At 52.0% G+C, this 18824-nt stretch carries 18 protein-coding genes; 10 read left to right on the top strand and 8 right to left on the bottom strand.

All coding sequences use genetic code 11. The features are described 5' to 3' along the window. Window positions 1–70 precede the first annotated feature (70 nt). The 5 genes from ABTW62_RS08950 to ABTW62_RS08930 form a co-directional block, all read right to left on the bottom strand. Window positions 71–580 carry an SRPBCC family protein gene (locus ABTW62_RS08950; RefSeq protein ID WP_430904240.1) on the bottom strand — a complete coding sequence of 170 codons (510 nt, stop codon included), beginning with the start codon at window positions 578–580 and terminating at the stop codon, window positions 71–73. A 493-nt stretch (window positions 581–1073) separates the two neighbouring features. Then, entirely contained in the window at window positions 1074–1400 is a 327-nt protein-coding gene (locus tag ABTW62_RS08945; RefSeq protein WP_430904239.1) for a glycine zipper 2TM domain-containing protein, read from the bottom strand. A gap of 57 nt (window positions 1401–1457) precedes the next feature. Beyond that, window positions 1458–2579 (bottom strand): site-2 protease family protein, encoded by a 1122-nt coding sequence (locus ABTW62_RS08940; protein ID WP_430904238.1) that lies wholly within the window; start codon window positions 2577–2579, stop codon window positions 1458–1460. Window positions 2580–3154: 575 nt separating this feature from the next. Beyond that, window positions 3155–3814 carry an MBL fold metallo-hydrolase gene (locus tag ABTW62_RS08935; RefSeq protein WP_430904237.1) on the bottom strand — a complete coding sequence of 220 codons (660 nt, stop codon included), beginning with the start codon at window positions 3812–3814 and terminating at the stop codon, window positions 3155–3157. Beyond that, a complete protein-coding gene (locus ABTW62_RS08930) occupies window positions 3777–4772 on the bottom strand; it encodes a Clp1/GlmU family protein (RefSeq protein WP_430904236.1) in 996 nt (331 codons plus the stop codon). The genes ABTW62_RS08935 and ABTW62_RS08930 overlap by 38 nt, the downstream gene beginning before the upstream one ends. Before the next feature lie 432 nt (window positions 4773–5204). On the opposite strand from ABTW62_RS08930, the gene ABTW62_RS08925 reads away from it, so the two are divergent. The 5 genes from ABTW62_RS08925 to ABTW62_RS08905 all read left to right on the top strand — a co-directional run bounded on the left by ABTW62_RS08925 (window position 5205) and on the right by ABTW62_RS08905 (window position 9486). Beyond that, complete coding sequence (locus tag ABTW62_RS08925; protein WP_430904235.1) at window positions 5205–6179, top strand: alpha/beta hydrolase; 975 nt, start codon at window positions 5205–5207, stop codon at window positions 6177–6179. A 139-nt stretch (window positions 6180–6318) separates the two neighbouring features. Continuing rightward, on the top strand, window positions 6319–6858 hold the full coding sequence (locus ABTW62_RS08920) for a macro domain-containing protein (protein ID WP_430904234.1): 540 nt from the start codon (window positions 6319–6321) through the stop codon (window positions 6856–6858). A gap of 102 nt (window positions 6859–6960) precedes the next feature. After that, window positions 6961–7488 carry a hypothetical protein gene (locus ABTW62_RS08915; protein ID WP_430904233.1) on the top strand — a complete coding sequence of 176 codons (528 nt, stop codon included), beginning with the start codon at window positions 6961–6963 and terminating at the stop codon, window positions 7486–7488. A 9-nt stretch (window positions 7489–7497) separates the two neighbouring features. Next, window positions 7498–7650 carry a hypothetical protein gene (locus ABTW62_RS08910; RefSeq protein ID WP_430904232.1) on the top strand — a complete coding sequence of 51 codons (153 nt, stop codon included), beginning with the start codon at window positions 7498–7500 and terminating at the stop codon, window positions 7648–7650. A gap of 372 nt (window positions 7651–8022) precedes the next feature. Beyond that, on the top strand, window positions 8023–9486 hold the full coding sequence (locus ABTW62_RS08905; RefSeq protein WP_430904231.1) for a DcaP family trimeric outer membrane transporter: 1464 nt from the start codon (window positions 8023–8025) through the stop codon (window positions 9484–9486). A gap of 150 nt (window positions 9487–9636) precedes the next feature. On the opposite strand, the gene ABTW62_RS08900 is transcribed toward ABTW62_RS08905, so the two are convergent. Then, the gene (locus tag ABTW62_RS08900) at window positions 9637–9891 is read right to left on the bottom strand and encodes a hypothetical protein (RefSeq protein WP_430904230.1); all 255 of its coding nucleotides are present in this window, start codon (window positions 9889–9891) and stop codon (window positions 9637–9639) included. 269 nt (window positions 9892–10160) lie between these two features. Between ABTW62_RS08900 and corA the strand changes: the two genes are divergently transcribed. Beyond that, window positions 10161–11234 carry a magnesium/cobalt transporter CorA gene (gene corA, locus ABTW62_RS08895; protein ID WP_430904229.1) on the top strand — a complete coding sequence of 358 codons (1074 nt, stop codon included), beginning with the start codon at window positions 10161–10163 and terminating at the stop codon, window positions 11232–11234. A gap of 189 nt (window positions 11235–11423) precedes the next feature. Here corA and ABTW62_RS08890 read toward each other — a convergent pair whose 3' ends face one another. Next, window positions 11424–11576 carry a hypothetical protein gene (locus tag ABTW62_RS08890; RefSeq protein ID WP_430904228.1) on the bottom strand — a complete coding sequence of 51 codons (153 nt, stop codon included), beginning with the start codon at window positions 11574–11576 and terminating at the stop codon, window positions 11424–11426. A gap of 459 nt (window positions 11577–12035) precedes the next feature. Between ABTW62_RS08890 and rnk the strand changes: the two genes are divergently transcribed. Next, window positions 12036–12449 carry a nucleoside diphosphate kinase regulator gene (gene rnk, locus ABTW62_RS08885; protein WP_430904226.1) on the top strand — a complete coding sequence of 138 codons (414 nt, stop codon included), beginning with the start codon at window positions 12036–12038 and terminating at the stop codon, window positions 12447–12449. A gap of 91 nt (window positions 12450–12540) precedes the next feature. On the opposite strand, the gene ABTW62_RS08880 is transcribed toward rnk, so the two are convergent. Continuing rightward, a complete protein-coding gene (locus ABTW62_RS08880; RefSeq protein WP_430904225.1) occupies window positions 12541–13035 on the bottom strand; it encodes a hypothetical protein in 495 nt (164 codons plus the stop codon). Window positions 13036–13300: 265 nt separating this feature from the next. Between ABTW62_RS08880 and ABTW62_RS08875 the strand changes: the two genes are divergently transcribed. The 3 genes from ABTW62_RS08875 to ABTW62_RS08865 all read left to right on the top strand — a co-directional run bounded on the left by ABTW62_RS08875 (window position 13301) and on the right by ABTW62_RS08865 (window position 18540). Beyond that, entirely contained in the window at window positions 13301–14380 is a 1080-nt protein-coding gene (locus ABTW62_RS08875; protein WP_430904224.1) for a chemotaxis protein CheB, read from the top strand. Further along, a complete protein-coding gene (locus tag ABTW62_RS08870) occupies window positions 14358–17900 on the top strand; it encodes an EAL domain-containing protein (protein WP_430904223.1) in 3543 nt (1180 codons plus the stop codon). Before ABTW62_RS08875 ends, ABTW62_RS08870 begins: the two co-directional genes overlap by 23 nt. A gap of 418 nt (window positions 17901–18318) precedes the next feature. Beyond that, window positions 18319–18540 (top strand): hypothetical protein, encoded by a 222-nt coding sequence (locus tag ABTW62_RS08865; protein WP_430904222.1) that lies wholly within the window; start codon window positions 18319–18321, stop codon window positions 18538–18540. Window positions 18541–18824: the final 284 nt, after the last annotated feature.

The raw sequence follows: 18824 nt of genomic DNA, 5'->3' as shown, positions 1-18824 counted from the left end.
AGCAGAGTTGGTCAAAAAAACATAATTTTATTTGTTAATACCCACCGCAAATCTGGATACTGATTCACTGTTAACGAGTAGGAGTTCTCAGGGATGCATTCGCCTCTACTAATCGTTTGATGTTCTGCACGGTTCTTTCAGCGCCCTCCTTAATGGCAATACGGACTAGCCCCTCTAATGGGCGCATAACCATTAATAGCTCAAGTAGTTCAAAAGTAAATGTCAGCTTAGTGGATTCTCCCGAATTAATATCTTCTAAGTCATACATGCAGCGAAAGGGATCGGATATCCCAACCAGCGTCACGCGAGTATTTGCTTCATATGCGAAGATTTTAAAGCGGGACTCAGAGCGACGCCCTTGATCAACTCGTACCTGCCTGCCTTCGGTACCCAATCCAACCGGACCAGGTGTGAGTTGCTCAAGTTCTTTAACTTCAGGCGACCATTTTGGATAATTTTCAAAAAGCCCGTCTCCAATGTAGTGGAATAATTCGCTGGCGGAGCGTTTGACTATTATGTGGGCTTTCCCCACGACTGGGTCGGTGGAGCCCAAATTGAGCATGGAGCCTAAGTTGAACATATTGCATAGTCCTTTTTGGTCAACTGACAGGCTGACCGAGATTCGATTCAGTAAATATAGCTATAGTTAATTTAGACGGTAACCGAATGCCGTGTGGATTTCAAGCTGAACATATAAAAAGTATGGCGATTTCTTAAATGTGATCATGCTCATGAATGTGTCATCCCACGCTTAAAGAAGCTGTTACGTCATATCCATGGCGGCGGTCATTTTTTACTATTCGTGATGAGTGCAGCGAGGCGATCCAATCATCGTAGGGTGCGCAAGCGGATCCTACCGTTTTGCAAGCCGCGGAAGTGGTGCGGCAATCCAGCCCAACGCCAACCTGGCCTTGGTGCTGGGTACCTTACGAGGTAGATTGCAGGGAAGGTTGCCGATAGTTCTTAGAAAAAGCAGCGCGTATTGGCACGCATCATGCTGCTCATGATCAATCATCCAGTGTTCGTAAACAACTTGTTAGGCTGATTCAGCGCTTTCATGAACAGGTTTTGAATCAGCAGCGTCCCTGCTTGGCCAGTCCAGGCGGGCAGTGATAACCCGGGCGCATGCCGCCGGCAGGGTATCCATAATCATGGCGCCGGTATCTGGGGAAAGGCTCGGCATGGCGCCGGTTCCGGTCGGTGGTGACCGTTGTACCTATTGCGGCACCCAGTGCGCCACCGACGATTGCGCCATCGCGCCCCCCGATCTCGTTACCAATCGCGGCGCCCGCTGCGCCGCCCAGTGCGCCACCAATCGCCGCATCCATAGAGGAGCTGTTCGCATTGGCTTCCAGTGCCGTTACTAACACCAGCGCGCATAGGAAATATCTTGAATTCATAGCATGATCATCCTTCTAAGATAAATGAAGAGTCAATTCTAACATCTTGGCCGTTGTTCAACGCCCGGCTTCTACGTGTAATTGCAGGATTCTCAAGATATGTTCACGATCGATCCAGCCGACGATTTGCCTTTCGTCAACGACTGGTACCTGATTAATGCCACGTTGCTGCATGATGTGAAAGACCTCCAGGATGCTGGCAGATGGCTTGACGACATACAGATGGTCGAGTGGTGTCATGATTTCGCGTACCGGAGTGTTCGACCACTGCGCGCGCGGGCATTTGATCGCGTCGCTGAGTGTGATCAGGCCAATGGTCTGGTCATCTTCAGTGACCAGACTCGCGCGCCGGCCGGTCAGCAACATTTGCTCGTCTACCCACTGGAGTATGCTCCTGTCGGCCGCTATCGTGGGCACTTCTTTCTGGACGACATCCCCAATGGATACATTGCCAACCAGGCGTTCCATGAAATAGGCGCGTTTGCTGCCTTCCGCCACGGCAAGTAAAAACCAGCCTATGCCTATCAGCCATAGCCCGTTCAGTAGCATGCCTGTCTGCAAAGCGATCAACATGCCGGAGATCATTAAACCAAAAGCGACGATTTTGCCGCTGACCACCGCCCATTGCATCCCCTTGATGGCATTGCCACTGATGCCCCATACGATGGCGCGGAAGACTCGGCCGCCATCCAGTGGAAAACCGGGTATTAAATTAAAGATAGCGACCACCAGATTGATCGTCATCAGCCAGCCGAATGTTACCGAGGCGGTTTCACTGTAAGGTGAGAATCCAAGTTGCAGCAAATAAAACAGGCCGGCCAGCGCAAAGCTGACCAGCGGGCCGGCAATCGCAATCAGGAATTCGGTTGCTGCGGTATCGGCATCTTTTGCGGTTTGTGCCACGCCCCCGAAAATGAACAGGGTGATCGAACGCACCTTGACGCCACGAGCGATCGCCACCACGCTGTGGCCGAGCTCATGCAGGATGATGCTGACGAAAAACAGCAACGTGGTAGCCAAAGCGGTCAGCAAGGTGGCGTGCGCGCTCCAATCCGGATGATCACTTCTGAACGCGATAAAAAGAGAGCTGACCAGCAGAAAAAAAACGATGAACCATGTGTAGTGCACACCGATGCGTATGCCGAAGACTGAACCGATACGAAATGATGATTCCAACATGCCAATATCCTTGTGGTTGAAGCGAATGCCGGCTGAATGATCGCCGCATGTCCGCCTGAAGAGAATGATTGCCGCTGACCGGGCTTGTACCTGTCAATAACCCCTAGTACTCCGTTCCGCCAAACCGCTTACATGAAATCGCGCCTTCGCCTGTCATGCGTTGTTGCAAATCCTCGCCATAGCTACGGCTATGACTGCGGTTTGCGCCTAGCCTGGCAGGCGAATCCATCGATTTCATTTGTAAGCTAATTGACGGAACGGAGTACTAGGAGGCTGTCCGAGAATAGCGATCGTAGCGAGGGCGAGGCTGGTTGAGTTGGATTTTTCGATCATTTGAGGCGAATAGTTGTTCTATTCAACGAAAAGGATCGGAAAATCCGGCCAATCAGGCTCGTCCGCAGTAGATCAGTCTATTCTTGGACAGTCTCCTAGCCGTATCCTATTGCTAAATTGCATGAATTTCCAGCGGGTAATGCCTGGTTAAACGGGCAAGGGCATCATTGCATATTATGCATGATAAAGTGTGTATTCAGATTGCGGGACCAGTATCCAGAGAATGAAGTCGCGATAAGGATTCAGGATGTAGACCTGCTTGTGATCTCGGCTGGTGGCAGGGCGACACGCGGATAGATGGCTTGCACTTCGTCATAAATCTGCTGGCAGTCGTTGATATAACGTTGTGAAAAGTGAAAGGGGATCAGTCTTGCTACTTCGGCGGCCATGGCGATTTCAGCACAGGCGCGGGTGGTCAGATGGCCGGTTCGGGCAGCCTGCTCGCGGTCTGCTTCAATGAAGCAGGCTTCGCAGAAAAATGTGTGAGCGTATTGTGCCAGTTCCTGCAGGCGTTGGCGGTTGGTCGGTGTATCGGCCAGGTCGGTTGCATACACCAGTTTCTTGCCGCGTTTGACAAGTGCCAACTCGGCTGCGAGCTCGGAGACTTGGCCCTGCCTGCCATTCGGCAGGGTGATGATGGCTGTTGTATGCCCGGCTAGCAACTGTTTTTTTAACTCGGTCAACCACGGACCGGGTGCCAGCTGATGTGCTTGCAGATCGTCCTTGCGTATGCTGATTGTCATGGCAGGCTCAAAGGCATAGGCCAGTACCGGCGTGTGATGATGATCCAGCTGCTGGGCGCGAATACAGAAGCCAGGTTCTTGCAGGATGACTCCCGCTTCTACTCTGGTTTCAGGGAGCGGCTCACACTTTGTCTGGCCGGCTTGCAGGCGGAAGCGCAACAAACGATCGTTGTGCAGTTCCGCTATTTTGCCGTGGAGACTCGTGCAGGCCGGGGAGCGTGCGATATGTCAGCGGCTCTGCTGCAAAGGGTGCGGCAGTTTCCAGCAGGCCGTTGCTGGAACGTTGTGCATCCCGTATCAGCAAGCTGTCAAAGGTCTGCAGGGGAGCGGGCAGGCGGACGGTGAGCCGGTGGTGTTGCAGGTTTGTTACTTCAGCCAGAGTGCCTGTCTGGTTGCGATCTAGTAGCGCGACTTGTCTGCCTATCCATGCGCTCGCCTCACCCAGCGGCGGGGGTGTGCCCACGATAGGTGTGCGTTCGAGATTGGTTATCTGCTCGCGACCATGGCCAAGAAAATCCGCCCAGAGCCGGGTGCGCTGGCGTGCGCGGCTGCGTTTGCCCGGCCGCCTAGCTTCGGGACTGGCGCGGACGATGAATAGCCGGGTCGTCAGGGATTGCAGTTCGCTGAGCAGTGCAGGGGGCTGGTTGGTCAGAGTGAGGGCAAGCACAGCGTCCGCTGCTGAAGCCTCGAATAGGCCCTGCAGCAGCTCGCAGCCTGCAACCCCGCGGGTGACACCAGGCGTGTCGATCAGTAACGGCTCATCAGGCGCAAGCTGGGCGAGGCGCGCGACGGCGAGCACCAGCGGCAGGCGGAAACGTGCTGCATCCAGGCTGCAAAGCGCTTCATAAGCATAAACCTGCCAGCTGTCTGTTTGCCATCTGGCCAGCGCAATTGCGCCCGGCAGGCCAAAGGCAGGGGAACCGGGATCGGCGCAGATGCAGTGGCAGCGCTGACCGGCCGAGCCGAGTGCCTGCGCCAGGTGTGCCGCCAGGGTCGATTTGCCGGCGCCGGATGGACCATGCAGCAACAGCCGCCGGTTCTGGATGAGCGCGATTGTGGCGATGTCTGCTGCACAACAAGCCGGAACGGGTATTGCATGCTGGGTGTCGTGATACATGGCTGATCCTGGTGTTCTGGTTGAATTTTTCCGGATTGGCGATACTTCCAGTCAACGTGACGAATATCATTTTCCATGATAAACCAGTCACGCATCGGATTACACCGATTTATCGCGCACCCGCCAATGCATTACGATTGGGAGGCTATTTGCCATGCATGTATTTGATGCGCGCTGGCTTGACAAGCAATTTTTACCAGATTTTATTACAGCTGGTGTATGGTATTCAGGCAGCAACTGCAAGTTCTCGAGTCGGGCTGAGCTGAGCATTTCGTATTGTGCTGGGTGGCCTTGGACCGGATTTTCCGGGAAACCGGTGTGAGGGTCTTTTCAGACGTTGTCCGATCTGGCTGGCTTGTGCATGATGATGCGTGGCGGAGGGAGCCCGTCATGTTTTGCCTGTGATGCGCATTTTGCAAAGGAGTGACGATCATGCTTGTCATCAGTAATCGTAATTTGAAACAGGAATTTGCCAGAAGCGGGATTGGCAACGAAAACGCTTTCGGTGAACAGCTGAACAACAAGGGACCCAATGAAATCCGGTTGGCAAACGCCCACAAGGCGGCAGGAAAATGGAAGCTGGAGCTGGTTCAGGAATCCAGATCGCATCGTGCCGGCTTGCCGAGTAAGACACAGTTTGCGGCCGTTCTGGATCGCTGCAAGGCACATAACAAGAATTGCCTGTTCTATGTGCATGGCTATAATAAACCGTTTGCCGAAACCCTCGAGCAAGGCTGGCTGTTGCAGGAACGTTATCAAGTCGAAGTGGTACTTTTTTCCTGGCCGTCCAATACCGGCGGTATTCCAATCAAAGAATACAAGGCAGTCAAACGCGTCGCCCAGACGTCTACAGGCGCATTGGATAATGCATTTGAGAAACTGGCCACCTATTTGGCAGTGCCGTTCAATCGCGAAGCGCTGCTCGAATGTGATGTCTCCCTCAATCTGATGACCTACAGCATGGGGAATTTTCTGTTCCAGAATTATGTGCAAGGCACCATATATGATGGTGAAACGCGCATGTTTACCAATGCTGTGCTCTGCCAGGCAGACTGTGACAACGAAGGACACCGAAAGTGGGTGGAAGCGGTCCAGGTCGGGAAAAGAATTTATATTACGGTCAATGAGAACGACAAAATTCTCGCCTGGTCGGATGCGAATTTTCAAAAAGACCGGCTCGGTCGAACCGTCAGGGCACTGGATGCGGCCAATGCAATCTATGTTGATTTTACTGCAGGAGCGAATGTCGGCAAGACGCACCAGCTATGGGGTAAGGACACCAATGATACGGTCAGGAATTTTTTTGATCATGTATTGAACGGTCGCCGAGGCGAAGAGACGACAGGGTTGGATTACGATTCGCGTGTCAACGCTTTCCGGCAGTCGCCGAACAAAAAGCATGGTTGATGCTACGTCATGTTAACGCATCCTGCGCATGGTGGCTCCCGTGCTAAATGTGCGCAGAGTGTGTTGCATGTACCAGTGCTCTGATACTGGAAATGGTCCAGGGGCAGACAGTCTGCAAGCATTTCAAGAGAGGAATGAAATGACTCAACATGAATACCATGGTGTTACCGTGGAATGTATTCAGGGCAATATCGCGGACCAGCCCGATATTGAAGCCATCGTCAACGCTGCCAATGCGATGTTGCGTATCGGCGGCGGGGTGGCTGGAGCCATCCATGGGGCGGCGGGTCCTGGTCTTGAGGCAGACTGCCAGACTCTGGCACCCATCCAGCCTGGTCAGGCAGTCATTACCAGCGCGCACCAACTGCCCAACCGTTATGTCATCCACTGCCTGGGGCCGGTCTATGGCATTGACATGCCGTCGGACCAGCTGCTGGCTGCATGTTATCGCCATGCTTTGCAGCTGGCCGAAGTGCATAGCATCAAGTCTGTCGCATTTCCCGCCATTTCGACGGGTGCATTCGGCTATCCATCGGAAGCGGCCGCAAGGATTGCGCTGGCAACGATTTTTGATGAACTGCCCCGTCTGTCGGCTGTCGCGCATATTCGTTTTGTTTTGTTTACGCTTGCCGACCAACAGCTGTACGAGCGCATGCTTGACGAGTATGCGGCAATATGATCATGCATACCCATCCAGACTGCCTGCGTGAGGCAATCATGATGCTATGTTGACCGCTATTATTGCTATCCAGATGGTAAGAAAAAATAGGTGATGATCTTCATGTTTACCCAGCTGGTGACAATGCGACAGGGCACACGGAGATTGTGCATGGTCGGTCTGGTGGTTGGATTGTCCGCTGTCGTGGCATGCTCGGCCACGGACGACAGGCAGCTGCCTGCTTCGGGATTGACGAAGACTGGTACGCCTTCTGCGCATGCTATTCAGGATGCGCGTTTGCGGAATTTGATGCGTGAAATCGATCACTTGATGTTCGAACGCATGCGCACCGAGCTGGAAATCGACCAAGCGCGCCGCCGGAAGGCAGCACAGATCGGGCGGATTGCACATGAGATGGCACAAACCGTGGCTGGAATTGCCGACAGTCTGCCGCGTTTGTCACTTGAGACGGATCAGCAGGCCATGTTTCTGACCCTGGCAGACCAACTGCAAAACGAGATCAGGATGTTGAAGACACAGGCCGAGCATAATTACATCGATGCGATACCAGGCACCCTGGAGCGCATTGCGACAGTCTGTGCCCAGTGTCACGCGTTGTTTCGTGAAACCGCTGATAGGCGCGCGCACTGACCAGATTGTATGACAAAGGCAAGATTGCTGAGAAACTGTTTGGAAATTCTGAACTTGAGTGATCGTGCCGTAGTATGGCGTATGTGGATACGAATGGTTTTTCCAAACCGCAAGCATCTTGGCAAGCGACTCGGCATCGAAGCCAAGTTGACGTTAGGCTAGGAGGCTGTCCGAGAATAGACTGATCTACTGCGGACGAGCCTGATTGGCCGGATTTTACGATCCTTTTCGTTAAATAGAACGACTATTCGCCTCAAATGATCGAAAAATCCAACTCAATCAGCCCCGCCCTCGCTACGATCGCTATTCTCGGACAGCCTCCTAGATTGCTTCGCTGTGCTCGCAAAGACGACAGAAAACAATGGCCATCCGCAATTTCAACCACCGTCTTGGCGAGGCCCAACGGGCTGCGGCCATCCAGATGCTTTTCGGTAACAATAACGCTACAGTTGCCAAAGCGTTGAGCAAACTGACTTTGGATTGGCATTTCTAAACAGCTTCTGAGGATTGAACAAGCAATGGTGGATGACTGATATGTCAATAACAAGTCATGGCGCCCGATTGCGCTGGCACCGTCTCGCGCTGATCGCAGGCTGGGGATTTTTTGCAATGCCGACACAGGCTGATGAGCCAGATATGAAAGTATTGATACTTGAATTGAAGTCCCATATGAAGCAGCTGACCGATCGCGTGTCTGTTCTTGAACAGGCGCTGGAGCAGGAAAGAAGCAAACGGGAAAAGGCCGAAGCAGAGATGGCCAGGGTGACTTCCCAGCCGGTAAAAGTTGATGAGACCGAGCCGGCCAGGGTTACTACGGGTGAATCTGATCGGATCGGCATGTCAGAGGCGGGTGTTCCCGCAGCGGCCCAGCCGGTTGTCATGGGGGACGCGAAGGGGACGTTCAAATTTCCGGGAACCGATACCTCCCTGGGGTTCGGTGGCTATGTCAAGCTGGATACGATTTACAACAGCGTCAGCGCCAGGTCCAACCGCTTCTCCGACCAATTGTATTTCCCCGGTTTGGTGCCACTCAAAGGCGAGGGGCAGCGCAACAAGCTGGCGTTTAGTCCGAGGGAGACACGGCTCTGGTTCAAAAGCCTGACACCCACCAAGTGGGGTGATCTCAATACCTATGTGGAACTGGATTTTTACGCTTTTCAGTCTCCCGGCAACCAGGTCGTTTCCAATTCCTATGCGCCCCGCATGCGGCATGCTTTCGGCACGTTGGGACCATTTCTGGCAGGCCAGACCTGGTCGACGTTTATGCATGTAGGTGCTTTGCCCGAGCTGCTTGATTTTGGTGCACCGGCCGGGCGTGTATTCATCCGTCAACCGCTTTTGCGGTGGACGCAGCCGGTTGCACTCGGTGATATGGAGGCTGACATTCAGCTGGCTCTGGAGCAGCCGGAGTCGGTTCTGACTGCGCCCGATGGAGAAACCCTGGAGATGGATAACGATCGGGTGCCGGATACGGTAGTGCGCCTCAATCTCAACCCTGCCTGGGGCGCCTTGTCTCTAGCTGGCATGATGCGGCAGATCCGCTATACCGATCACACTGCCAGCTCGCAGGCATGGGGTGGTGCTCTCAGCATCAGCGGCAAAGTCAGAACGTTTGGCTTTGATCATTTCAGTTTTCAGGCCAGCTACGGTAATGCCTTGGGGCGTTATACTTCTTTCAGTGCCTTTAACGATGGCTTGGTTGATGCGCAAGGTTCAGTGCGGCTAGTCAATCTATTCGCCGGTTTTGCAGCCTATCAGCATTGGTGGAGTCCCACCTGGCGCTCAAGCGTCGCCTATGGTTATGCGTTTGCCGATAACCCCTCGTTTGCGCCGGATACGGCCAATGACTGGGTGCAGTCTGCCCATGTCAATTTGCTCTGGAGCCCTTTCATCCAGACGACTTTTGGGTTGGAGTACATGTACGCTACGCGCAGAGTTTTTAATGGCGCGCAGGGCGATTTGCAGCGGGTCATGTTTTCCAGTAGGCTGAATTTCTGATCCACGCACCTGCTCGGAGTTGAATTTCATGTTGGGCCCGATAAGCCGAATGGTGCAGGCTTTGAAGGCCATATTCATGGACGCCTGGGAATGGTATCCCCTGCAGCAAGGTTCCCCGCACAGTGGTTCATTATATACTGATGCAGCAAGTTAGCCTGTTACCAGAGCAGGGACGGTTTCTGCCGTTGCCTGCGAGCTTGCGCATTGCTCACGATCAGGAACACGAAGATGCGTCATTTCTGCTTTTTGTACGAACGCGGCGCCAGAGATCAGCGTCACCCGCAGAATTATCCGGGCCGGAGCGATTCCAGTAAATATCGTTCGCCAGGCAACCAGAACAAGCGCGATTCCAATCCGGGCAAGGGCAAGCAGGGCAATAGAGACCGCCGGGGAGACTGATGGCATGATGCCGAACTTCCGTTGTCGATGCAGACAGGCGATGTAAAAGTCAGCTTCTAGGCCCTTATGCCTAGGAGGCTGTCCAAGAATAGACTGATCTACTGCGGACGATTCTGGCTGGCTGGATTTTTCGATCCTTTTCGTTGAATAGAACGACTATTCGCCTCAAATGATCGAAAAATCCCGCTCAACCAGTCTCGCCCTCGCTACGATCGCTATTCTCGGACAGCCGCCTAGGCTGTGAACCCGCCTCAATTTATTCGAATGGTCATCCCATGCATACATCCAGAACAGCCAAACGCAGGGTAAAGAAAATCGGCCTTCCCGCCGGAAGCCTGGTTTATACCGGGGAGAGAAAGCAGGATGGCATCAATATGATGCTCGTCGACTACGATGCCTCACATTTCGAGGCGCACATCCTGAAACAGCCGGAAGAATGTTTAGCCTACAAGCACAAACCTTCCATGACGTGGATCAATGTGGATGGTGTGCATGATCCGGTCTTGCTGGAGAAGCTGGGCGAATGTTTTGGCTTGCATCGCCTGGTGACCGAGGATTTGATGAGCATTGTTCAGCGACCGAAATGCGAGGATTATGGGGACTACCTGTTTGTCGTGCTCAAGATGCTTGCTTACGACGAACGGGAAAATAAAATCGTTCCCGAGCAGGTCAGCCTGATCATTGGACAACATTTTTTGTTGTCTTTCCAGGAGGATATCAGGGGCGATGTGTTCCATTTGGTCCGTGATCATCTACGTAGAGGCAAGGGAAAAATCAGGAAAATGGATACGGATTATCTTGCCTATGCGCTGTTGGACGTGTTGGTAGATAATTATTTCATTACTCTCGAGAAATTGGGTGACCGCATTGATCGTCTGGAAGAGGCGTTGATGATGCGGCCTGACAAGACCCTGATTGAGCGCCTTTATCAGTCGAAGCGTGAGCTGCTGTTCTTTCACAAGGCGGTGTGGCCGTTGCGTGAGGTGATTTCTTCATTGATACGACGAGAGTCGTCATTGATACAGGCATCCACGATTCCTTATTTGCGGGATGTGTACGATCATGTCGTCCAGGCTGTCGATAGCGTGGAGATTTATCGGGAGATGCTCACGACTATGCATGATTTATATCTATCCAGTGTCAGCTACCGTACCAACGAAATCATGAAAGTGCTGACCATTATCGCGACCATCTTTATGCCATTAACTTTTCTGGCCGGTGTCTATGGCATGAATTTCAGGTATATGCCCGAGCTCGAGTGGGAATATGGCTATTTGCTGATCTGGATCGTTATGCTCGGGCTGGGGATAGTCATGCTGGCTTATTTCAAGAAGAAAAAATGGATGTAGGGAGCCGGGAGAGGTTAAAAGGAATTGAAAAGCCAATAGTCGTGACCCACAAAGTGCTGGTTCCCAGTTGTGGTACAGAATGAAAAGGCTGTCGAGAGTTTCTCAGTATTAGGACATCTGAATGGGTTATGGATTTTTATTGCCCCAGCCTTGTCTTATAGATACCCTCCTGATTGGGTATTCAAGGATTCATTGCCCAGGATCCTTGAGTACCCAATTTTTATTGGGCAATTGCTGGAAATAAAAGGTGACGGACGATTCAAGTGTCCGTCGTGCGCGTGTATCCGCTACCGCCTGTTCCAGACCCGGTATGTATGTGTCTTTCAAATCGGAAGTCCACATGTAACAGTCACCATTGCGTCACGAGGATTCGCCTATGGATGCGTATATTTGGTAACAGCCTCCGAGGCTGGTGAGTTTGCTGCGACGCATGGATGGATTGAATGATCCGGCTGGGCAGCGTTCAAGAGCAGTGATGCAGCGTAGTTGTCGAGCATGACGCACACATGGCGAACAAGTAATGCCAGATCCTGGGCTGGCCAGCTCGCCTGCGGTGGTTCCCTCAACTTCCACCAATAGTCAAAGGGTCCTGGATTGTCTGCTTCAGTGGCGAGGCGGGAATATGCGCGTCAACGCGCCCTTCGCACGATGGTTGCTGCCGCTGAATCCGTGTGGGGTGTATTTCATGCACTATGCTGAAACTGAGAACAGTTCAGAGGCTTATTACCCCAAAAGTCGCAGTGAGATTTTAAGAATTATTTTTTACAACAACCCATATTGATAGAGATTAGAGAAATTAAAATGAACGTAAAACCCAAGATTATGATTTCATCGTTTGATGCCGAGCGGCTGGAGATGTTGCTCAATGCCTTGCCGCCCGGTGCATTTGCCGGTGCAGACAGTCTTGAGGATGAGCTTGCGCGTGCTGAGGTGGTCGATCCGGAAGCCATACCACCAACAGTTGTGACCATGAATTCCACGGTTAAATTCAGCGTCGAGTCGTCATCCAAGGAATTTTGTTTAACCCTAGTGTATCCCAAAGATGTCGATGCCAGCGGTGATAAAATTTCGATTCTTGCCCCGGTTGGCAGTGCGCTGCTGGGCCTTTCCCAAGGGGATGAAATCGAATGGCCAAAACCAGGTGGGGGTGTGTTGCGGGTACGAATTGAAGAAGTGATGTACCAACCCGAGCGCGCGGGCGAATATCATCGCTAACCTGGATTCCATGATGCAATTGCTGTCTGGTGGTAAGGGTCAGAAATTGATTATGCCCCCTGCACCAAGCAGGGGAACATGCCGGGCAGGGTTATTTCTGCGGCAGATTAAGGATTAAGCTGCTGGAGGTCGCGGGCTCCAACGGTAGCACGATAAAAGCATGATCATTGACAATATGACAGCTCATGCATTGCGCATGCATATTCTGGAACGCACGCAAGAACGTGTTCCAGTCTTTGGACTTGAAAGCCGCTTCAAATCCTGTTAGACCCTTGTCAAGAAAAACTTTTGTTGATTCAGCGCGACCAGGCCGAGTGATCTGTAATACTTCCAGCAGGCCTTCGATTTCCTCGACCTGATATTGGGCGAACTCCCATTTGCCCAGTTTGGCAGCCCAGTAGAGATCCTGATAACGCTTGCCGATTTCAATCATGATGTTGGCAGTGGATGGCAGGGTCTTGATGATATGCGCCATTTTTTCTTCCAGCGTGCCATCCTTGCGCCAGTCCTTGTTGTCATCCGCAGCGGCCACAGAAACCCATGGCAGCGCTAACACAAGCAAAATGGTCTGAATCCATCTGTTCATCGTCTTCTCCTTTTTGTGATCAGAAGAACTATCACAATAGCCGGTGCCGGACATTTTCTCAAATAAATCGGCGACGAATTGTCCGCAAATTTTATGATCTGACGACTTGAAATCCGTTTATTTATAGGCCTGCCTGTGATAATTTACGCGATCTCGCCGCCATGGGGCTGAATCAATCTGTTCCCGATGGAAGTATCAAACCAGAATACGCTATTAATAAAGGAATCTGCAGCCGATGAGCAGGGGTCGGTCTAGGAGAGCGCGCATGGACGCGCACCATAATATTGTCAGAATTGTTGGAATCGGTGCATCTGCAGGGGGGCTGGCAGCTCTGCGCGAGATGATACAGTCATTGCCGAGCACCGGCAGCTTATGTTACGTCATCGCCCAGCATGTTTCTCCGGCCCATATCAGCATGCTTATGGATCTGCTGATGCCATTCACCCAGCTTAAAGTGGAATATTTGCGCGATCTGCAGCCACCCCAGGCCGGTACTGTCTATATCACACCGCCCAATAGCGATGTCAGCCTTGAGAGGGGGGTGTTCCGGCTGACCGAGCCAAGGCAAGCGATTGGACCCAAGCCATCGGTTAACCATTTCTTCCAATCGCTGGCTGATGAGCTGGGTGAGCAAGCGATCGGTATCATTCTCTCCGGTACGGGATCGGATGGGGCGTCCGGTATGCGCGCCATCAAGGCGGCAGGGGGAATCACGATCGTGCAGGATCCGGGTACCGCCAAGTATGATGGGATGCCCAAGGCGGCAATTTATACCGACAGCGTTGACCTCATACTGGCTGCCAGCAAGATTGGTCCTGCGCTGGCACGGCTGCTTTTGGCGACTGGGGATATTACGCCAGTGCTGGAAGAAGACAGAGAAACTGAGGAATATCTGCAAATTGGCAAACTGGTCAGGCTCAATACAGCCTTCAAACTGAGCGATTACAAACCCGGCACAGTCAGGCGCCGTATCGCGCGGCGCATGAATATTCTTGGAATGGGTTCCCTTGCCGCCTATATCGACTTCCTTCAGTCCCATAAAGATGAATCGCTGTTTCTGATGCGGGATACGTTTATCAGCGTAACCTCCTTTTTTCGCGATAAGGAGGCCTTCCATGCGTTGGAAGGAGTCATCAACGAACTCGTTCGAAATGGGGAGAACAAGAAGGTTATTCGTATTTGGGTGCCAGGATGTGCTTCCGGAGAGGAGGTCTATAGCATTGCCATATTGTTCGAGGAGGCGCTTGTTACGCAACAGAGGCAAGGGTTCCAGTACATGATTTTCGCCTCCGATCTCGATGACGGCAATATTGAAAAGGCGCGTGCAGCGCTTTACCCTCGATGACGGCAATATTGAAAAGGCGCGTGCAGCGCTTTACCCTGTCAGTGAACTGGATGCCGTGCCCAAGCGCTTGCGTGAACGTTATATGGAAGTCGTTGGCGATCATTGCCGCGTGATCAAGCGTATCCGCAACCGGGTCGTGTTTGCCCATCAGAATGTTATTGATAATTCTCCATTCGCACGCCTGGATCTGATCAGTTGCCGTAATCTGTTGATCTATTTCAACCCGCCAGCCCAGAAACGAGTGCTGGGCATCTTTCATTACGCATTGAACAGCGGTGGGTATCTGTTTCTCGGTAAATCAGAAACTGCTGACTTGTACCGGGATTGGTTTGAAGTCGTCGACAGCCGGGCGCATATTTATCGCCGCCAAGACAGCACTTCTCCATATGTGCTGCCGGCGACACAAGGCATGCCTTATTTTGAACCGCGCAGCCATGCAGCAAACAAGGCGGCTACCAGCGTGGACAAAGTTGGCATGAGGATCATGGAAGCCCTGGCGGAACGTTATGGACCGCCGTCCCTGGTCATTACTGATGACGATGTCGTGGTCAATTTTCACGGCGATCTTAAGGCGTATCTGAATTTCCCCAAGGGCCGGGCGACGATGCATTTGTTCGATATGGTCGACGAATCGGTGCGCGCTGAATTAAAAGCCTTGGTGTATCAGTGTCGTCGGGACTTGGCAACGGTTCAGGGGACAACCAAGACGATTCAAATCGAAGATAGATCTTATGCCTTGACGCTTGTCGTCAGTCCGCTGGAACCTGAACAACGCGCATTGTTGCTGGTTTCGTTTGTGACAAGCGAACTGAATCGTGAGAAAGCGGCACAAACCGCTCAGGATGCGGGTGAAATGGAAGCCGCCATTATCCGTGAGCTGGAAAAAGAGATCGCGAATACACGCTCGCACCTCAATACCGTGACCGAAGAACTGGAAACTTCCAATGAAGAGCTGCAATCACTCAACGAGGAATTGCAATCCACCAATGAGGAGTTGCAATCCACAAATGAGGAGTTGCAGACTTCCAACGAGGAGCTGCAATCGACCAATGAAGAGTTACTCACGGTCAATGATGAGTTGCAGGTCAAGACAGCGGAACTGGAGGCGAGTACCAGCGATCTCGTCAATGTCAAACAAAGCCTGGCTTTCCCGCTAATCGTGGTGGACGAGGCATTGCGCATTACACAGATCAACGATGCTTGTGAAACCATTATCGCCTTGGATGGTTCGTTGGTATACCACTCTTTAGGTAACATTAAATGGCGGATCAAGATTCCTGAACTGGCAGATCATGTCCGGCATGTCATGCAAGGTGGGCAAATCTATCAGGCTGTTATCCATAGCGGGCTTGGCACAGCCTATAGATTGCACATCATGCCTTATCGGATCGCCCGAAGCGAAATTGCCGGGGCGGTGTTGATATTTGAAAATATTACCGCCCAGCAACAAGCTGAGAAAGCGTTGCAGGAGAGCGTGAAGAAATTCAGTCAGGCGATGTTTTATGCAGCGACAGGCATGGCAATTGTGGCCCCTGGTGGTGACTGGATTGAAGTCAATCCGGCCCTGTGCCAGCTTCTGGGCTACAGTCAGGAAGAGCTATTGGCAACGAATGTACAGTCCTTGATTCACGAAGATGATCTGGCTTCGGCAATTGCGGCGGCTCGCTGTCTGCTATCAGGAGAGATGCAGGCCTGCCAGCTAGAAATCCGTTATATCAACAAGAATGGGGCTGTCATCTGGACACAAGCCAATATTTCAATTGTCTGGAATGCAGCGGGCGTGCCAGAATATTTTATCGCCCAGATTCAGGATATCACTGCACGCAAGCTGGCTGAGGATGCGCTGCGTCTTGCAGCGAGTGTTTTTTCCAATGCCCTGGATGGCATCCTGATTGCGACCCCGGAAGGGACGATCTTGAAGGTAAATCATGCGCTTGAGAAAATTCTCGGTTATGGCGTTGAAGAAGTCATTGGTCAGCATATCGGCATCTTGCAGTCCGATCATCATGCCGCCGATTTCTATCGCGCAATGTGGAACGATATACAGGACAAGGGTCTCTGGCAGGGTGAAATATGGAGCCGTCACAAGGATGGGCATTGCGTTCCAGTCTGGCTGAGCATATCGCGTCTGTGCGATCAGGTGGGCCAAATCGAACGCTACATTATCATGATGTACGATATCACCGAACAAAAGCAGTCCCAAGCACGCATCGCCCATCTGGCGCATTATGACGGGTTGACCGATCTACCCAACCGGGCATTGTTCATTGACCGGCTTGAGCATGCCCTGGCCAAGGCCAAGCGCGAATGTGCCAAATTGGCATTGCTGTTTATTGACCTTGATAATTTCAAACAGATCAATGACACACGTGGACATCCCGTGGGCGATGAACTGTTGAAGGGCGTCGCGCAACGGCTGGTGAGTATTACCCGTGAGAGCGATACAGTGGCGCGTTTGAGTGGCGATGAGTTTACGTTACTGATTGAAAACCCCAAGAGCGAGCGTGATATTTCTCTCACCGCGCAAAAGATTCTCACCATGCTTTCCCAGCCTTTCGAACTCACTGACGGAGAAGCCTATGTTTCGGCAAGCATGGGCATCGCCTTATTCCCGGATGACGGTAGCAGCACCGATATTCTGCTCAAATATGCCGATCTGGCCATGTACCGCTCCAAGGAGGCGGGCCGTAATCGTTATCATTTTTATCGGCAGGAAATGTCGGATGCCGCCCAGGAAAGAATGATTCTGGATATCTCCTTGCGCCAGGCTATCGACAGGAAAGAACTCGAGCTCTTTTATCAACCGATCATGGATGTGAAGACACGCCGGTGCGTAGGGGCCGAGGCGCTCATACGCTGGCATCATCGCGAGTTGGGATATGTACAGCCGGCAAAATTCATTCCAGTGGCAGAAGAGAGCAACCTGATACTCGCATTGGGCGAATGGGTGTTCCATATGGCCTGCCGGCAAATGAGCCTGTGGCTAGAGGCCGGTCTGGAAGTCGGTTCGCTGGCGGTCAATGTATCCGGCAAGCAGCTTGCCATGGGTAATTTCGTGAGCGTGGCGAGCCGTACGTTGAAAGAAACCGGTTGTCCCTCGGAACGTATTGTCCTGGAGTTGACAGAGAGCTTTATCATGCGCGAGAGCCAGGGCGCCATTCAAATCCTAGAACAGCTCCGGGCGCTTGGTTTTGGTATCGCCATTGATGATTTTGGCACCGGCTATTCATCGTTGAGTTACCTGCGGCGGTTGCCGGTTTCAAAGCTGAAACTCGATCAATCCTTCGTCAGAGATATTCCAGAAGATCCCAATGATGCCGCCATTGCGCGCGCCATTCTGGCGCTCGGCGAAACACTCGGTCTGGAAGTGGTGGCTGAAGGGGTCGAGACCGAGGCACAACACCAGTTCCTGGTCAGACAGGGCGGCGCATTGAGTCAGGGTTTTTTCTACAGCAAGCCTTTGACCAGATCGGCTTTCGAGAATTTTTTCATGAATGCTTGTAACGCTCCGGGAGCATGATTTTATCAAATCGGGTATGAAGAAGCCCCAAGGGTGCACCTGTTCACCTTGCACCGTCAACCACTGGTTTTGATAACCACGAATACACACGAATTTGCACGAATGATTGCGTAGCGATGTTCGCAGGGGTTGGGTTTGTTGTCACAATACGTGGTTGTTCACAAAAAATGCCTCCTTATGAGCGACTCCTTATTCTTAGAAGCTGTTTGGAAATGCTGAACTTGAGTGATCGTGCTCTAGGAGACTGTCCGAGACTGATCTACTGCGGACGAACCTGCCAGGCTGGATTTTCCGATCCTTTTCGTTGAATAGAACCACTATTCGTCTCAAATGATCGAAAAATCCCGTTCAGCCAGCTTCGCCCTCGCTACGATCGCTATTCTCGGACAGCCTCCTAGTATGACGCATGTGGATACGAATGGTTTTTTCAAACCGCAAGCATCTTGGCAAGCGACTCGGTATCGAGGCCAAGCTGACGTTAGGCTGGATTGCTTCGCTGTGCTCGCAAAGACGGCAGAAAACAATGGCCATCCGCAATTTCAACCGCCGTCTTGGCGAGGCTCAATGGGCCGCGGCCATCCAGATGCTTTTCGGCAACAATAACGCTACAGTTGTCACAGCGTTGAGCAATCTGATCTGAGATTGGAATTCCCAAACAGCTTCTTAGGGCTCGTTATTCATTAACGAGCCCTTATATGCTGCGGCAACATTTTTTTCGTCTCGTCTTGTTTAAAACAATGAATTATTAGAGGTGCCATAAAAATAGTTTGGAAATATATAAAGAATAACCTTCGTTATGCCGTTTAATTCGATACTTTCAACCGCTTGCTCTCCGATTACGATGATGCAAGCGAAAGATATGACCGGAAAACAGGGAAAAATGGGTTCATCCGGAAAATATCTTTGCTGAAAGATTCTCGTGAT

The sequence above is a fragment of the Nitrosomonas sp. ANs5 genome (genome assembly GCF_050584665.1).
Lineage (GTDB): Bacteria > Pseudomonadota > Gammaproteobacteria > Burkholderiales > Nitrosomonadaceae > Nitrosomonas.
This window is presented reverse-complemented; position numbering and strand designations above follow the sequence as displayed.

Excerpts from the sequence above, each read along its gene's own strand:
- ABTW62_RS08950 (WP_430904240.1), bottom strand. The coding sequence starts at position 580 with ATGTTCAACTTAGGCTCCATGCTCAATTTGGGCTCCACCGACCCAGTC.
- ABTW62_RS08945 (WP_430904239.1), bottom strand. The coding sequence starts at position 1,400 with ATGAATTCAAGATATTTCCTATGCGCGCTGGTGTTAGTAACGGCACTG.
- ABTW62_RS08940 (WP_430904238.1), bottom strand. The coding sequence starts at position 2,579 with ATGTTGGAATCATCATTTCGTATCGGTTCAGTCTTCGGCATACGCATC.
- ABTW62_RS08930 (WP_430904236.1), bottom strand. The coding sequence starts at position 4,772 with ATGTATCACGACACCCAGCATGCAATACCCGTTCCGGCTTGTTGTGCA.
- ABTW62_RS08925 (WP_430904235.1), top strand. The coding sequence starts at position 5,205 with ATGCTTGTCATCAGTAATCGTAATTTGAAACAGGAATTTGCCAGAAGC.
- ABTW62_RS08920 (WP_430904234.1), top strand. The coding sequence starts at position 6,319 with ATGACTCAACATGAATACCATGGTGTTACCGTGGAATGTATTCAGGGC.
- ABTW62_RS08915 (WP_430904233.1), top strand. The coding sequence starts at position 6,961 with ATGTTTACCCAGCTGGTGACAATGCGACAGGGCACACGGAGATTGTGC.
- ABTW62_RS08910 (WP_430904232.1), top strand. The coding sequence starts at position 7,498 with ATGACAAAGGCAAGATTGCTGAGAAACTGTTTGGAAATTCTGAACTTG.
- ABTW62_RS08905 (WP_430904231.1), top strand. The coding sequence starts at position 8,023 with ATGTCAATAACAAGTCATGGCGCCCGATTGCGCTGGCACCGTCTCGCG.
- ABTW62_RS08900 (WP_430904230.1), bottom strand. The coding sequence starts at position 9,891 with ATGCCATCAGTCTCCCCGGCGGTCTCTATTGCCCTGCTTGCCCTTGCC.
- corA (WP_430904229.1), top strand. The coding sequence starts at position 10,161 with ATGCATACATCCAGAACAGCCAAACGCAGGGTAAAGAAAATCGGCCTT.
- ABTW62_RS08890 (WP_430904228.1), bottom strand. The coding sequence starts at position 11,576 with ATGTGGACTTCCGATTTGAAAGACACATACATACCGGGTCTGGAACAG.
- rnk (WP_430904226.1), top strand. The coding sequence starts at position 12,036 with ATGAACGTAAAACCCAAGATTATGATTTCATCGTTTGATGCCGAGCGG.
- ABTW62_RS08880 (WP_430904225.1), bottom strand. The coding sequence starts at position 13,035 with ATGAACAGATGGATTCAGACCATTTTGCTTGTGTTAGCGCTGCCATGG.
- ABTW62_RS08875 (WP_430904224.1), top strand. The coding sequence starts at position 13,301 with ATGGACGCGCACCATAATATTGTCAGAATTGTTGGAATCGGTGCATCT.
- ABTW62_RS08865 (WP_430904222.1), top strand. The coding sequence starts at position 18,319 with ATGGTTTTTTCAAACCGCAAGCATCTTGGCAAGCGACTCGGTATCGAG.